The sequence below is a fragment of the Mesorhizobium sp. M0030 genome, from assembly GCF_040323695.1.
Classification (GTDB): domain Bacteria; phylum Pseudomonadota; class Alphaproteobacteria; order Rhizobiales; family Rhizobiaceae; genus Mesorhizobium.
In genome coordinates this window covers 21,219-35,686 of the sequence record NZ_JAMYVE010000011.1, presented here as the reverse complement: position 1 = coordinate 35,686, position 14,468 = coordinate 21,219, and the positions used below count along the sequence as shown (strand labels likewise).

The following is a 14,468-nucleotide window of genomic DNA, read 5'->3' as shown; positions in this document are numbered from 1 at the left end:
GGATCCTTGCATGGCAATTGTTTTCGACGGCGTCACCAAGGCTTTCCCTGACGGGACGGTGGCGCTGCAGGCGCTCGACCTTGCTTTCGAGCCCGGCGAATTCCTGGTTCTGCTCGGGCCCTCTGGTTCCGGCAAGACGACAGCCTGCCGGCTGCTTGCCGGCCTTGAACGTCCCACGGCCGGGCGCATCATGGTCGAGGGCCTCGATGTCACCGACCTGCCGCCGCGCCTGCGCGGCATGGGCATGGTGTTCCAGAACTATGCGCTCTACAGCCATAAGAGCGTCTACGAGAACATCGCCTATCCCTTGCGCATCCGAAAGATGCCGGCTGCCGAGCTCGACCGCTGCGTCCGCGCCATGGCCGAGCTGCTCGAAATCACCCGTTACCTCGACCGCCGCCCTTCGCAATTGTCGGGCGGCCAGGCGCAGCGCGTCGCCGTGGCCCGCGCCCTGGTCTGGCAACCTAGCCTCTGTCTGATGGATGAGCCGCTGTCCAATCTCGACGCCTTGTTGCGGCTCCACATGCGCACCGAGCTGAAGCGTCTGCATCGCGAGCTGAAAAAGACCTTCGTCTTCGTCACACACGACCAGGAAGAGGCGATGACGCTGGCGACCAGGGTCGCGGTGTTGCGCGAAGGCGCACTGATCCAGTACGACGACCCGCGCGAGATTTATCGGCGGCCTGCCAATCGCTTCATCGCTGAATTCATCGGCCGTCCAGCGATGAACACGTTCGATGGCGATGTCCGCGCCGGCGTCTTCCACGCCAGCGGTTTCACTTGCCCGCTTCCGGGAAAGCCTGATGGTCCCATCGTGCTCGGCATTCGCCCCGAGCAGATCCAGCTTGTCGACGCGACTGCCGGCTATGCCATCCTGTTTGCCGTCGACGTCGTCGAACCGGTCGAGCCGGACGTGCTGATCTTCGCCACGAGCGAGGCCAACGCGCTGATCGTCAGGACCGTGAATGTCGATCGCGCTTTCGATCCCGGCCAGCCGCTTTATCTACACTTTCCGCCGGCGGCGCTGCACACATTCGATGCGGTGTCGGGAGCGCGACTGCCGTGAGCACGCTGCTCGCTTTGGTGCCGCTGGCCGCCGCAGCCTTGGTCGGGTGGCTGTTCTACAGCTTCAACCGGTCGCGGCGCTGGTTCTCGATGGGCGAACTCATCTTCTGGGACGCCATTGCACTGGTAATCCTGCAGCTTGTCTGGCTGATCTGGTTCTGAATGCGCATTCCAGCAACGCAGATCAGTAGCCCAGCGCACAACCGTCCTTGCGCGGATCGGAGGCACCGGTGAGCGTGCCCTTTTCCCAATCGATCAGCACCAACTGGCCGCCGCCATGCGGCTCCTCGGCGATCGAAACCTGATGGCCGCGCTGACGCAGGCCGGCGATCGCCTCAGCCGGAATCCCGCGCTCGGCCAGCACGGCATTGTCCTTGTAGAACACCCGTGGCGCATCCAGTGCCTGCTGCGGGTCCATCCCGAAATCGATCATGTTGGTCAGCAGATGGACATGGCCGAACGGCTGGTAGCCGCCGCCCATCACCCCGAACGGCATCACCACCTTACCCCCTCGCGTCGCCATGCCAGGCATGATGGTGTGCATCGGTCGCTTTCGCGGCGCGATACGATTTGGATGGCCTTCCGTGAGGCGAAAACTGCTGCCGCGATTCTGCAGCACGACGCCTGTCTTGGGACCGACGACGCCGCTGCCGAAGGAACCGAAGGTCGAGTTGATGAAGCTGACCGAATTGCGGTCGCGGTCGACCACGGAGATATAGACGGTGTCGCTGCGCGACAGCTCAAGCCGCGGCAGATGCGTCATGGCGAGGGCCGGATCGATGGCGGCGCGCAGCCGCTCCGCATGGGCTGCCGACAGCAGTTGTTCGACGGGGACCTGGACGAAATCCTGGTCGCCGATGAAAGTATCGCGGTCCTGGTAGGCAAGCCGGCCGGCTTCGATCTCGAGATGCAGCCGCTGGGCACTGTTCGGCTCCAACGAACCAAGGCTGAAGCCCGAAAGCACATTCAGCATGATCAGCGCCGTCATGCCCTGATTGTTCGGTGGCATCTGATGGATATCGTAGCCGCGATAGGACGTATTCACCGACGTAACGTAGTCGCCTTGGGTCTCGGCGAAATCCTCCAATGCATGCAGCCCGCCCAGCGCGCGAAGACGTTCCACCAGATCGTCCGCGACCTCACCTTCATAAAACCCTGCACGGCCTCCGTTGGCGATGATGCGCAAGGTGTCCGCCAAGTGCGGCTGCCGATGCACATCGCCGGCTTGCGGCGCCCTTCCCTCGGGCAGGAATATGCGCGCGGCGTGTTCATCGGCTGAGAGCAGGGCGACCTCGTCGGCCCAGTCGAAGGCGACGCGATCATAAACGACATAGCCTTGTTCGGCATAGCGAATGGCTGGCGCCAGCGCGGCGTCGATGCCCTTTTTTCCGTGGTCCTCGAGTAGCCGGCACCATGCATCGATGGCGCCTGGTATGGTGACGGCATGCGGTCCGGCCGCAGGCAGTTCGCTATGCCCCCGCTCCAGATACCATTCGGCGGTTGCCGCAGCGGGCGAACGCCCCGAGCCGTTGAAAGCGAGAACATCGCCCTCGCCTTTGGGACTGTAGAGCACAAAACAGTCGCCGCCGATGCCGGTCGATTGCGGCTCGACGACGCCTTGCACCGCCGCAGCGCAGACAGCGGCATCCATGGCATTGCCGCCGGAGCGCAGCATGTCGATGGCGGCCAGCGTCGCCAGCGGATGCGATGTCGCCGCCATCGCTTCTGTCGCGCGAACTGGCGAGCGGCCGGGGAACTGAAAATCACGCATGCAATCGCCTCCAATGATTTCGCGCCCGCCGGCCGCAGCCTTCAATGCTTGATGCGGTCGCGCATGGCGTACCACAACATCCCCAGCACATAGAGCGGGCCCCGCAGCGCTGTACCGCCCGGGAACGGCATCGGCGTCAGCGTCGAGAACAGGTCCAGCCGCGAGGCGTCGCCCGTAATCGCTTCGGCCAAGAGCTTGCCCGACAGCGTTGACAGGATGACGCCCTTGCCGGAATAGCCATGCGCGAAATAGACCTCGCCATAGTGCCCGACATGCGGCAGCCGCGACGTGGTCACCGACACCAGACCGCCCCAGGCATGATCGATGCGGCAGCCCTTCAGTTGCGGGAAGGTGGCCTCCATGTGCGGCCGCACGAAGCCGGCGATGTCGGCCGGCGGCGATGGCGTGTAGCGCTCGCCGCCGCCGAACAGCAGCCGACCGTCCGCCGACATGCGGTAGTAGTTGACGACGAAGCGCGTGTCGGACACCGCGACATTGGCCGGGATGACATTGTGTTTGCCCTCCAGCGGTTCGGTGGCGACGATGTAGTTGCCGACCGGCATGATGCGGCTGTTGACGCGCGGCTCCAGCCCATGCAGCAACGCGTCGCCGGCCAGCACGACATGTTTGGCCCTTACCGACCCCTGCGCCGTCGAGACCCGGATCGAAGGCTCGCGCTCCAGCTTTACCGCGACGGAATTTTCATGGATGACGACACCGGCCGCCACGGCGGCACGGGCAAGGCCGAGCGTGTAGTTCAGCGGATGCATATGGCCGCCAAGCGGCTCATACATCGCGCCATGATAGGGCGTGTCCACCTTGCCGCGTGCCTGCGCCGCCGACAGGATCTCGACGTCGCGGAACTTCATCACGCTCTCGAGGCATTTGGCCTCGTCTTCGAGATCCCTGAGGTCGGAGCCATTAACGGCACCGACGAGATGGCCGGTCAGCCGCAGATCGCAATCGATGGCGTGGCGCTCGATGATGTCGAGCACCAGGCCCCGCGCCTCGAAGGCGAGGTCGAACAGCGCCTTCGCCCGCTCGGGGCCGTAAAGCTTGACCAACCCCTTGGCGCCTTTGCGCAGGCCAGGGATCATCTGGCCGCCATTGCGGCCCGACGCGCCCCAGCCGATCTTGCCGCCTTCGAGCAGCACCACCTTCAGGCCGCGCTCGGCGGCATGAAGGGCGGCCGACAGGCCGGTGCAGCCGCCGCCGACCACCACCAGATCGGCGCCGACATCTCCCACCAGCGCCGGATGGTCCGGCGCCGGATTGGCGGTGGCGACATAATAGGAATTGCCGATATCGAGGCTCGAATTGAAACCCGTTGAGCCGGAGGCCATGATCACACCTTCAGCAGCAAATGGTCGCGTTCCCAGCTCGTCACCACGCTCTGGAACAGGTCGAGTTCGACGCTCTTGACGCGCAGATAGGTCTGGAAAAAATCCTCGCCGAGCAATGCCCGCACCGGCTCGCAAGCAATGAAACGATCAAGCGCCTCCTCCATCGTTTTCGGCAGCGTGCTTTTGATCTTGTAGGCATTGCCCGAGGCCTCAGCCGAGCGCGCCAGCTTCTGCTCGACGCCGAGATAGCCGGCAAGCAGCGAACCGGCGATCGCCAGATAGGGATTGCAATCCGCTCCCGGCAAGCGGTTCTCTACCCGCCGGGCGGCGCGGCCACCTGCCGGCACGCGCAGGCCGCAAGAGCGGTTGTCATGCGACCATTCGATGTTGGCCGGTGCGCTGTGGTTCGGCCGGATGCGGCGGAACGAGTTCACGTTGGGTGCGAACAGCGGCATGATCTCGGGCACATATCTCTGCAGGCCGCCGATGAAATGGCCGAACATTTCGGTGTCTGCATCATCTCTGTCGGCAAACAGCGCGGCGCCTGTCGTTTCATCGACGACAGACATGTGCAGATGCATCGAGCTTCCCGCCTGCGCCGCGATCGGCTTGGCCATGAAGGTCGCGTGCATGCCGCTCTGTTGCGCCGCTTGGCGAGTCAGCCGCTTGAACAGCAGCACCTGGTCGGCGAGCGGCACCGCGTCGCCGTGCAAGAGATTGATCTCCAGCTGCGCGGTGCCGGACTCATGGATCAGCGTGTCGAGCGGCAGGCCGGCGGCTGCGGCATAATCATAGACGCGCCTTATCACCGGCTCGAATTCTTCCAGCGCCACCATGTCATAGGGATGCTGCGAGCCCTCGGCGCGGCCATTGGCGCCAACCGGTGCCGTCAGCGGCTGGTCGGGATTCGGATTGGGCGCGGTCAGATAGAATTCGATTTCCGGCGCCACCACCGCGCGCCAACCGCGCTTCCGGTAGAGATCGAGCACGGCGCGCAGCACATGTCGTGGCGAGGCCATCCAGGGCTTGCCTTGCATGTGGAAGGCGTCGGCGAAGACATAGGCTTTGCCGACGCCACCGCCCGGCGCCAGGCACAGCGTCGACATATCAGGCACCATGCGCATATCCGGGTCTTGATAGGCAAAGCCTTCGTCGATGGAACCGGAGTAGCGGCCATCGATGCTGACCAGGAAAGCGCTGCTCGGCAGGTAGAGTGCGCGGTCTTCCAGCGCCTTGAGGAATTTCACCGTCGGCAGCGCCTTGCCGCGCAGCACGCCATTCATGTCGGGCACCAGGCACTCGACCTCCGTGATGCCGTGCTGGGCGAGCCAGGCCTTGGGATCGTTGCCGGTGAAGAGAGCGGTGTTGGTATTTTTGTCCTGCATTTTGGTTCACGTACCTATGAGAGAGAGTATGGCTTGCGCGGCCACATCCGTTCCAGGGGTCAGCGCCATCTTGGCAGCATTGTCCCTGAGGCGGGCGCGCATCGCATCGTCGGCCAGCAGGCCGAGAATGGCTCTCTCCAATCCCCCTTCCGTCCAGGCGTCGCGGCCGATATGGTCGCCGACACCTGTCTCTCCCGCGCGTTGCGCATTGTCGTGACCGTCCCAGCAATAGGGCATGATCAGCGACGGCACGCCGAAGCGCAGCGCCTCGCAAAAGCTGTTGTTGCCGCCATGGTGGATGAACAGGTCCGACTTCGCCACCACCGAAGGCTGCGGAAACCAGGCGTCGAGATAGACATTGTCCGGCACCGCGCGATAGGCGTCGCGCAGGCCGCCGGCATTGACGATGAAGCGCGCCGGCAGCCTGTCGAAGACGGCGAGCATGCGCTCGATCAGCCCGACATCCATCGCGCCGAGGCTGCCGAAGCTGACATAGACCAGCGGGCCGCCATTGCGCGGAAACACCGGCACCTCGAATGGCCCTTCCGAACGCACGCAGCCTTCGAGATAGACAAAGCGTTTGGGGTCGAGCGGCTCGGCCCGCTCACGCCGTACGATCGCTGGCGTCAGCAGCAGATTGAGGTCGGGTGATGTCTCGAGGAACAGGCCCTTGGGCAATGGCGCCAGGCCGGCATCCGCACGAAAACGGTTGAAGCGCTCATGCGCGGGTGCGGAGGCCGCGAGATAGCGCGCTTCGAACGCCGCACGTTGCGGGTCGTCGGCACCCATCCCCGAGAGATAGGGCGGCACCTCGGCATCCGGCAGTTCCGTCTCGGCACAGGAGACGACGCGCACCCACGGGCAGCCGGCGGCGGCGATCGCCGGGAACATGATGACGTTGTCGAGCACCACCGCGTCCGGCTTCAGCCGCGCCAGCAATTGGCGCAGCGGCGCCTCGGCGTTGACGGCGGTGTCGACGATCGCTTGCCAGGTCGGCGCGACATAGGTCTCGAGCTGGTCGATCGGGCTCAGCCGGAAATGCGGCAGGTGCCGGCGCACGAAGGCCTGCCAATAGCTCTGGCGGTCGCTGTCGCTCAGCGGCTCATCCGTCGGCAGATGGTATTCCTGGAAGCCATAGTCGGTAAAGACGCCGGAGAAGCCGGCATGGCAGATGAAGACGGGGCGAGCGCCCCGTGCGCGCAATGCCTGTGCGATACCGACGCAATTCAACGCGGCGCCGAAACTGGCTTCGGGAAACAGCGCGATGGTCGGGCTGGCTTTACGCGTCAATTATTCCTCTTCAATCCGGCCGGCTGATCATGCTGAACAGTGCGGGAGCTCCGCGGCTGGCTGCTTGCGGTCGCTGGCTGCGGGAGAGCCGCAGGTGGATGCGAAGCAGATCGGCAGCCACCTCATACTGCCGGCTTTCAAGATAGTCGAGTATGCCCGAGTGTTCGCGCAACGATTGCCGCAGCCGAAACACGTTGACGCCGGAATAGATGCCCGGCAGCCGGCGCAGGCGGAGATGATCGGCCAATGCATCCGACACAAAACGGTTGGCGCAGCCCTCGGCGATCATGCCATGAAAATCCATGTCCAGCCGCTGGAACTCGCGCGTGTCGAATGTCTCGTCCGGCAGCGCTGCAAGCGCTTCCATGCCTTGCCGCAACATTGCTGCCCGCGCCCCGTCCAGCCGAAAGCCTGGCGTCAGGATGGCCGCCGGCTCCAGCACCAGGCGGAACTCGTAGCTTTCGCCTTGCGCCTCCGGATCGTCCGGCGCGCGGCGAAACAACCAGGATTGCCCAGGCGCACGATCCAGAAGATTCTCGTCGGTCAGTTTGTTAAGTGCTTTTAGTACCGTCTTGCGATCAGCGTCGTAGCGTCGCATCAGCCCCGCGATGGTCACCGTCTGGTCCAACCGTCGCGCCGAGCGGTCGCGCAGGATGGCTTCGGCGAGCTCGTCTTCCTCCGCACTGGGTAGTTCGGCGGCAATGGCGGGCTGGGCGGCGAGGTCGACCGTCAGATGATAACCGCTGTCGGCCTCCCAGCGCACCACGCCCCGTTCCGCGAGCAGGCCGAGTGCGGCGCGTACGGGCGTGCGCGAGACATTGCACAGCGAGGCGATCTGCTGTTCGGGCAGGCGGGCGCCAGGCTCGAAGCCACGCTGCCGCGCCACATCCAGGATGCGCTGCGCCAGATCGAGATGGTTGGTGCGAGGTCGTCTGGCTACGGCTTGCATGACTTTTCTCGAATGCGAATGTGGCGCATTGGTCTGGCTGATCGCCGGAACAGGGACAATCGGCCAAATTCCTCCGTCGGTTGACAGATTATGGATTGACGTACTTTTTTCTGCAATAGTACTGTCGGCACAATCGGCGAGAAAAGACCGAGGGAACAGGATCGAGGCAGGCGCGCGCGTCGCCGGCCTTGGTCCGGCAAATGATTTCGACGATCAAACCGAATGGGAGACTGCCATGACCGCTACCAGCCTGCGGCGCCGTGCGCTCAATACATCCTCAATCGCTCTCGGTCTCGCCCTGACGCTCTCGGGGCCGGCCGCCGCAGCCGACCTCGTTATTTCGAACTGGGATGGGTACATGGCACCCGACGCCATGGCCGCTTTCAAGACCGCCACCGGCGTTGCCGGCGAAGTGGTGGTGCACGCCACCAATGAAGAGATCATGGGCAAGCTGATTGCCGCCGGCGGCAAGGGCTATGACGTGGTCTTCGTCTCCTCGCCCTTCGCCGAAGTATTAAACAAGCTTGGCCTGACCGAGCCGATCGACCATGCCAAGATCCCCAACCTCGCCAACCTCTATCCCGAAGCGACCAAGCTGCCGCACGATGCCGGCAACGCTTTCTCCGTGCCTTACACCTGGGGCACGACGGGCCTCTGCTACCGCTCTGACCTTGTCAAGACGGCGCCCACGAGCTGGAGCGACCTGCTCGCCCCTTCCGACGAGATGAAGGGCAAGACCACCATGCTGGCGACCGATCGCTGGCTGCTGGCCGCCGGGCAGCTCGACAAGGGCTATTCGGTCAACGAGACCGACCCGGCCAAGATGGCCGAGGTCAAGGACCTCCTGATCTCCGCCAAGAAGACCCTGCTCGCCTATGACGACACCACCTTCTATTCCAAGCTGGTTTCCGGCGAGGCGCTGATGGTGCAGGCCTGGGACGGCTGGTGCAATTACGGCATCGCCGACAAGCCGGAGATCAAATACGTCATCCCTAAAGAAGGTTCGGACCTGTGGGTCGACACGATGGTGGTGATGAAGGCGTCCGAGCACAAGGACGACGCCTTCAAGTTCATCAACTTCATGCTCGACGCCAAGAACCACGCCTGGGCGGCGCAGAACATCGACTACAAGGTGCCGAACAAGCCGGCGATGGAAAGCCTGCCGGCCGACTTCCTGGCCAAATTCCCCAACATGGCGATGCCGGTGGCCGATCTCGTCAAGTTCGAGCAGTTGCGTGACGTCGGCGAAGCCCAGCGCGACTATTCCAAGATCGTCAGCGAGATCAAGGCCGCGCAGTAAGCGGCGCAGACTTCACGGCCGGCAGCACTTCTGCCGCCGGCCCTGAGCGGTACCCGAGAAATTGTCCCAGACCCGACTTCGTTCCTCTCTGCTGATGGCCCCGGCGCTGGTCTGGCTGACCGCGCTGATGGTTATCCCATGCGCCCTGGTGCTGGCGCTCGCCTTCTTCCGGCGCGGCGTCTATGGCGGCATCGACTACACCTTCACGCTGGGGAATTTCGGGCTGGTCTTCGACCCGCTCTATGCCGGCATCTTCCTCAACTCAGCACGTATCGCCGGTACCGCGACGCTCATCGCAGTCGTGATCGGCTATGCCGCGGCCTATGCAATTGCCGCCGCACCGCGCCGGTGGCAGCCAATTTTCCTGTTCTTCGCCGTGCTGCCGTTCTGGTCCAACTATCTGATCCGCACCTATGCCTGGATCGTGCTGCTGAACCGCGAAGGGCTGATCACCCAGCTCTTGCGCTGGTTCGGCTACACCGGCGAACCGCCCTCGATGCTCTATACCGAAGGCTCGGTCATCGCAGGCCTCGTCTACAACTATCTGCCCTTCGTCATCCTCGCCTGCTACGCGCCGCTGTCGCGCCTCAACCCGGAACTGACCGAGGCATCGCGCGATCTCGGCGCCTCCGCTGCCACCACCTTCCGACGTGTCATCCTGCCGCTGACCGTGCCCGGCATCGCTGCGGGTGCTGTCTTCGTCTTCGTGCTGTCGATCGGCAATTTTGTCACCCCGGCGCTGCTCGGTGGCGGCCACTTCCAGATGATCGGCAACCTCGTCTACGACCAGTTCCTGACTGCCAATGACTGGCCGTTCGGCGCAGCGCTCGCCATGGCGCTGATCGCCATCATGCTTCTGGTGCTGATGGCGCAGGCGCTCGCCGCCGACCGCGCCGCGGGGCGTGCGGCTGAGGCAAGGGGCGACGTCGATGGCTGAGCGCTGCGCAATTCTTGCCTTCTCCCCGTTCACGGGGAGAAGGTGCCCCAAAGGGGCGGATGAGGGGCGGCGTCAACCTTTGCGACGCTCAGCGCTGCCCCTCATCTGCCTGCCGGTATCTTCTCCCCGTGAACGGGGAGAAGGACTCTGGTCGTTCGCTTGCCTTCCAATTGCCGGAGGCCGGCGATGACCCATTCCTTCACCCGTACGCTCGGCATGCGGACGATTCTCACCCTCGTCTTCGCCTTCCTCTACATCCCGATCGCCGTGCTGGTGGCGCTGTCCTTCAACGAAGGCGGATTGCCGACGGCATGGTCGGGCTTCTCGCTGAAATGGTACATTTCGCTAACTTCGAACAGCGCCATCCTGTCTGCAGCGCTCAACACGCTGATCGTGGCGCTGGTCTCGACCGCAATCGCCACATTGCTCGGCACGCTGCTGGCGATCGGCGTCGAGATGCGCCGGCAATATGGCAAAGGCCTCGAAGCCCTGATCTTCGCGCCGATGATCATCCCCGACATCGTGCTGGCGATTGCGCTTCTCTCGTTCTTTTCGATGCTCAACCTCACCATGGGCCTGCACACCATCATCCTCGCCCATGTCGTCTTCAACCTCGCTTTCGTCTGCTCGGTGGTGCGCGCAAGGCTGAAGAGTTTCGACTGGTCGATCGTCGAGGCCTCCGCCGACCTCGGCGCCTCGGCTCTGACCACCTTCCGGCGTGTGACATTGCCGGTCATCGCGCCGGCAGTGATTGCCGGCGCTCTGCTTGCCTTCACGCTCTCGGTCGACGAGTTCATCATCGCCTTCTTCACCGCCGGTGCCGGCCGCGCCTCGACGACGCTGCCGATGCAGATCTACGCCATGATCCGCTTCGGCATCACGCCGGAGATCAACGCGCTGGCGACCATCGTCATGGCGGTATCGATCACCGCGCTGACCCTGTCGCAGCGGATCAACCGTGGGATCATCGGCCCATGAGCGAACCGCGCACGCTGCTGGCCATTGATAACGTGTCGAAGACGTTCGGCCGGGTCACCGCCGTCGACGGCATCTCGCTCGATATCCGCGAGAACGAGTTCTTCGCGCTGCTCGGTCCTTCCGGCTGCGGCAAGACCACGCTGCTGCGCATGCTGGCGGGCTTCGAGACACCTACGGGCGGCCGCATACTGCTCGATGGCAAGGACATCGCCCGGACCCCGCCCAACAAGCGGCCGGTCAATCTGATGTTCCAGTCCTACGCGCTGTTCCCGCATATGAGCGTGCGCGCCAATGTCTCCTACGGGCTGGAGATGGAGCGCTTGCCGAAAGCTGAAATCCGTTCCCGCGTCGAGGCCATTCTGGCCACCACCGAGCTTGTCCCCTTCGCCGACCGTAAGCCTGAGCAATTGTCGGGTGGCCAGAAGCAGCGCGTCGCGCTCGCCCGCGCGCTGGTCAAACGGCCTCGGTTGCTGCTGCTCGACGAACCGCTCGGGGCGCTCGACAAGAAACTGCGCGGCGCCATGCAGTTGGAGCTGAAGCGCCTGCAGCACGAAGTCGGCATCACCTTCGTCATCGTCACCCACGACCAGGAAGAGTCACTCGTCATGGCCGACCGCATGGCGGTGCTCAAGGACGGCCAGTTGCTGCAATGCGACGCGCCGCATGCGATCTACGAGCATCCCGCCGACCGTTTCGTCGCCGACTTCATCGGCGTAATGAATTTCGTACCGGGCAAGGTGTCTGCGGATGGCGTGATCGCCGCGAACGGCGCGCGCATTGCCGGCAAGGTTCCCGCCGCGCTTTCACCCGGCGCTTCCGCCGTGGCCTCGGTGCGACCCGAACGCATCCGGCTGTTCCCGTCACCCGAGACCGCCAACCGCACCGCCGGCATGGTCGAGGCGCTGGCCTATCACGGGCTGGACCTGCAGTTGCATATCCGCACGCCTCTGTCGCCAAAACCATTTCTGGTGCGCGTCACCGCCGATGCCGCCGACCGCCGGCCGGTCTCGTCGGGCGATCAGGTCGAACTCGGCTGGGACGCCGCCGATGTCAGAATTTTTCAGGAATAGGAGAGCTTGATGGCGCAGAAGACGATCGCGTTTTTTCCCGAAGCGGCCTACGGCCCGGCGCTCAATTCGGTCGGCATCGCGCAAGCGGTCGAGGCGCGCGGCCATAAGGCAGTGTTCCTGTCCGACCCCGGCTTTGTCGATGTCTACAAGGGTTACGGCTTCGAAGCGCATCCGGTGAACCTGTCGGAGCCGATGCCGCCCGAGCAGATGGCGAAATTCTGGGAAGACTTCATCAACGGCCACATCCCGAACTTCCGCAAATCGCCCTACGATCAGGTCGACAATTACGTGAAGGATTGCTGGACCGCGATCGTCGACAGCGCCAAATGGGCGCAGAAGGATTTGCCGCGAGTCCTGGCCGCCATCAAGCCTGATGTCATTTGCGTCGACAATGTGATCCTGTTTCCGGCCATCAAACAGTTCGGCAAGCCTTGGGTGCGCGTCATCTCCTGCTCGGAAAACGAGATCGAGGATGAGGACATCCCGCCGCATCTCTCCGGTTGCGGCGAAAACGACCATGTCGGCCACCAGCGCTATCGCGATCATTTCAATGCGGTGATCAAGCCCATCCACGACGACTTCAACGCCTTCCTCACCGCAAACAATGAAGCGCCATACCCGGTCGGTCAGTTCTTCGAGGCCTCGCCCTATCTCAATCTCCTGCTCTATCCCGAAGCGGCAAAGTTCAAACGCCGCCATCCGCTTGATACGACAAAATTCCAGTATCTCGAAGGCTGCGTGCGGCAGGAAAAGCCATACGCCGTGCCGACCTTCGCCGAGAACAATGACGGGCCGCTGCTCTATGTTTCCTTCGGCAGCCTCGGCGCCGGCGATGTCGATTTGTTGAAGCGCATCATCACAACACTGGGCAAGACCCGTTACCGCGCGCTGGTCAATGTCGGCGGCTACAAGGACCAGTACACGGATGTGCCGGGCAACGTCATCGTCGAGAGCTGGTTTCCGCAGCCTTCGGTCATTCCGCAAGTCGATGCGGTCATCCACCATGGCGGCAACAACTCGTTCACAGAGTGCCTCTATTTCGGCAAGCCGGCCATCATCATGCCCTATGTCTGGGACGGCCACGACAACGCCACCCGCGTCCAGGAAACCGGCCACGGCTTCGGTATGCCGCGCTACGACTGGAGCGACGCCCAGCTGATCAGCAGGATCGAAGCCTGCCTGACTGACACCAAGATGAAGATCAGGCTGGCGAAGACCTCGGCGCGGATGCAGGCCCAGAACGGGCCTGAGAAGGCAGCCGGGCTGCTGGAGGCGCTTCTGTGACCTCCTCCGCCCCACACCTCTACCAAGCCTCCACCCGCACCGACCTCGTCGACTGGGGCGCCCAGTCCGACGCGCTGGACGGCGCGTCGCATTCGACCGGCAGGCTTGTCCACAAAGCACCCAACAACCAGCCGGAATCCGGCATCTGGGTCTGCACGCCCGGCCGCTGGCGGCTCTCGATTCCGCGCGACGAATTGTGCCATTTCGTCGCCGGCCGCGCGACGTACCGGTCGGATGCCGGGGAGGTGGTAGAAGTCGCAGCCGGGACCGTGGTCATGTTCCCTGCCGGCTGGACAGGCGAATGCACCGTGCATGAGACCATGCGCAACGTCTACATGCTGGCTTGAACAGTAACGGAGCTTCCCAATATGCCGACACCGCACTGGCCAAAGGCCTCGACCGTGAAACTGGAGGACTGGGGCGGGGGCAGCAACACGCTTGCCGGCTCGCCGCGCGCCTCGGGCAGGATCCTCTCGCAGAACCCGGACGGCTCAAGCGAATGCGGCCTGTGGTCGTGCACGCCAGGCAGCCGCAAGGTTACCTTTGCCGCCGACGAGTTCTGCCATTTCCTGTCGGGCCGCGGGACCTATGTCCGCGAGAATGGCGAAGAGATCCCGGTCGAGGCCGGCATGCTGGTGTTCTTCCCCGCCGGCTGGGCCGGCACCTCCACCATCACGCAAACACTGACCAAGGCCTTCATGTGCCGCTGAGCACTTTTTTAAAGGAAATCGCCATGACCACGCCCATCATGCAATCCCCGCTTGCCATCACCGACCTCGTCGACTGGGGCGTCATCCCGACCATGATCGAGGGCGTGTCCCACACCTCGGGCAAGCTGCTCTACAAGGGGCCGGAGGGCCGTTCGGAATGCGGCCTGTGGGTCTGCACCCCCGGCAAATGGCACTGCCATGTCACCCGCGACGAGTTCTGCCACTTCCTCGAGGGCCGCTGCACCTATGTGCACGAATCGGGCGAGGTCATCCAGATCGAGCCGGACACGGCGGCGTTCTTTCCTCAGAATTGGAAAGGCGTCTGCACCGTCCATGAGACCATCAAGAAGGTCTACATGATCCGCTGAGCGGACCTGAAAGGACGA

General features: G+C 63.7%; 15 protein-coding genes. 10 read left to right on the top strand and 5 right to left on the bottom strand.

The features are described 5' to 3' along the window. The first annotated feature begins 10 nt into the window (after positions 1-10). Together NKJ80_RS21320 and NKJ80_RS21315 are read left to right on the top strand one after the other, a co-directional pair. Positions 11-1,066: an ABC transporter ATP-binding protein gene (locus tag NKJ80_RS21320; RefSeq protein WP_352498261.1), complete on the top strand. Its 1,056-nt coding sequence runs from the start codon at positions 11-13 to the stop codon at positions 1,064-1,066. Then, a complete protein-coding gene (locus NKJ80_RS21315; RefSeq protein WP_023698833.1) occupies positions 1,063-1,227 on the top strand; it encodes a hypothetical protein in 165 nt (54 codons plus the stop codon). Before NKJ80_RS21320 ends, NKJ80_RS21315 begins: the two co-directional genes overlap by 4 nt. Before the next feature lie 22 nt (positions 1,228-1,249). On the opposite strand, the gene ggt is transcribed toward NKJ80_RS21315, so the two are convergent. Genes ggt through NKJ80_RS21290 form a run of 5 tightly spaced genes read right to left on the bottom strand, consistent with a single transcriptional unit; the run spans position 1,250 to position 7,803 of the window. Beyond that, the gene (gene ggt / locus NKJ80_RS21310; protein WP_352498260.1) at positions 1,250-2,836 is read right to left on the bottom strand and encodes a gamma-glutamyltransferase; all 1,587 of its coding nucleotides are present in this window, start codon (positions 2,834-2,836) and stop codon (positions 1,250-1,252) included. A 41-nt stretch (positions 2,837-2,877) separates the two neighbouring features. Then, positions 2,878-4,179 (bottom strand): NAD(P)/FAD-dependent oxidoreductase, encoded by a 1,302-nt coding sequence (locus tag NKJ80_RS21305; protein ID WP_031201307.1) that lies wholly within the window; start codon positions 4,177-4,179, stop codon positions 2,878-2,880. Positions 4,180-4,181: 2 nt separating this feature from the next. Next, complete coding sequence (locus NKJ80_RS21300) at positions 4,182-5,564, bottom strand: glutamine synthetase family protein (protein ID WP_023698836.1); 1,383 nt, start codon at positions 5,562-5,564, stop codon at positions 4,182-4,184. Positions 5,565-5,570: 6 nt separating this feature from the next. Then, a complete protein-coding gene (locus tag NKJ80_RS21295) occupies positions 5,571-6,854 on the bottom strand; it encodes a glycosyltransferase (RefSeq protein WP_023698837.1) in 1,284 nt (427 codons plus the stop codon). Between the two features lie 10 nt (positions 6,855-6,864). Further along, positions 6,865-7,803 carry a GntR family transcriptional regulator gene (locus NKJ80_RS21290; protein WP_023698838.1) on the bottom strand — a complete coding sequence of 313 codons (939 nt, stop codon included), beginning with the start codon at positions 7,801-7,803 and terminating at the stop codon, positions 6,865-6,867. A gap of 235 nt (positions 7,804-8,038) precedes the next feature. On the opposite strand from NKJ80_RS21290, the gene NKJ80_RS21285 reads away from it, so the two are divergent. From NKJ80_RS21285 to NKJ80_RS21250, 8 genes are all read left to right on the top strand, one after another. Beyond that, complete coding sequence (locus tag NKJ80_RS21285) at positions 8,039-9,103, top strand: polyamine ABC transporter substrate-binding protein (RefSeq protein WP_023698839.1); 1,065 nt, start codon at positions 8,039-8,041, stop codon at positions 9,101-9,103. 94 nt (positions 9,104-9,197) lie between these two features. Next, complete coding sequence (locus tag NKJ80_RS21280; protein ID WP_023704266.1) at positions 9,198-10,040, top strand: ABC transporter permease; 843 nt, start codon at positions 9,198-9,200, stop codon at positions 10,038-10,040. Between the two features lie 186 nt (positions 10,041-10,226). Beyond that, positions 10,227-11,018, top strand: a complete 792-nt coding sequence (locus NKJ80_RS21275; RefSeq protein WP_023704267.1) for an ABC transporter permease — start codon at positions 10,227-10,229, stop codon at positions 11,016-11,018. Next, positions 11,015-12,088: an ABC transporter ATP-binding protein gene (locus NKJ80_RS21270; protein ID WP_352498259.1), complete on the top strand. Its 1,074-nt coding sequence runs from the start codon at positions 11,015-11,017 to the stop codon at positions 12,086-12,088. Before NKJ80_RS21275 ends, NKJ80_RS21270 begins: the two co-directional genes overlap by 4 nt. Positions 12,089-12,097: 9 nt before the next feature. Continuing rightward, positions 12,098-13,372, top strand: a complete 1,275-nt coding sequence (locus NKJ80_RS21265) for a glycosyltransferase (protein WP_352498258.1) — start codon at positions 12,098-12,100, stop codon at positions 13,370-13,372. After that, on the top strand, positions 13,369-13,719 hold the full coding sequence (locus NKJ80_RS21260; protein WP_023698843.1) for a cupin domain-containing protein: 351 nt from the start codon (positions 13,369-13,371) through the stop codon (positions 13,717-13,719). The genes NKJ80_RS21265 and NKJ80_RS21260 overlap by 4 nt, the downstream gene beginning before the upstream one ends. A 21-nt stretch (positions 13,720-13,740) precedes the next feature. After that, entirely contained in the window at positions 13,741-14,082 is a 342-nt protein-coding gene (locus NKJ80_RS21255) for a cupin domain-containing protein (RefSeq protein WP_023672950.1), read from the top strand. Between the two features lie 23 nt (positions 14,083-14,105). Continuing rightward, a complete protein-coding gene (locus tag NKJ80_RS21250; RefSeq protein ID WP_023672951.1) occupies positions 14,106-14,450 on the top strand; it encodes a cupin domain-containing protein in 345 nt (114 codons plus the stop codon). The last annotated feature ends 18 nt before the right edge of the window (positions 14,451-14,468 follow it).

Excerpts from the sequence above, each read along its gene's own strand:
- ggt (WP_352498260.1), bottom strand. The coding sequence starts at position 2,836 with ATGCGTGATTTTCAGTTCCCCGGCCGCTCGCCAGTTCGCGCGACAGAA.
- NKJ80_RS21290 (WP_023698838.1), bottom strand. The coding sequence starts at position 7,803 with ATGCAAGCCGTAGCCAGACGACCTCGCACCAACCATCTCGATCTGGCG.
- NKJ80_RS21275 (WP_023704267.1), top strand. The coding sequence starts at position 10,227 with ATGACCCATTCCTTCACCCGTACGCTCGGCATGCGGACGATTCTCACC.
- NKJ80_RS21265 (WP_352498258.1), top strand. The coding sequence starts at position 12,098 with ATGGCGCAGAAGACGATCGCGTTTTTTCCCGAAGCGGCCTACGGCCCG.
- NKJ80_RS21305 (WP_031201307.1), bottom strand. The coding sequence starts at position 4,179 with ATGGCCTCCGGCTCAACGGGTTTCAATTCGAGCCTCGATATCGGCAAT.
- NKJ80_RS21280 (WP_023704266.1), top strand. The coding sequence starts at position 9,198 with ATGGCCCCGGCGCTGGTCTGGCTGACCGCGCTGATGGTTATCCCATGC.
- NKJ80_RS21320 (WP_352498261.1), top strand. The coding sequence starts at position 11 with ATGGCAATTGTTTTCGACGGCGTCACCAAGGCTTTCCCTGACGGGACG.
- NKJ80_RS21285 (WP_023698839.1), top strand. The coding sequence starts at position 8,039 with ATGACCGCTACCAGCCTGCGGCGCCGTGCGCTCAATACATCCTCAATC.
- NKJ80_RS21255 (WP_023672950.1), top strand. The coding sequence starts at position 13,741 with ATGCCGACACCGCACTGGCCAAAGGCCTCGACCGTGAAACTGGAGGAC.
- NKJ80_RS21270 (WP_352498259.1), top strand. The coding sequence starts at position 11,015 with ATGAGCGAACCGCGCACGCTGCTGGCCATTGATAACGTGTCGAAGACG.
- NKJ80_RS21300 (WP_023698836.1), bottom strand. The coding sequence starts at position 5,564 with ATGCAGGACAAAAATACCAACACCGCTCTCTTCACCGGCAACGATCCC.
- NKJ80_RS21250 (WP_023672951.1), top strand. The coding sequence starts at position 14,106 with ATGACCACGCCCATCATGCAATCCCCGCTTGCCATCACCGACCTCGTC.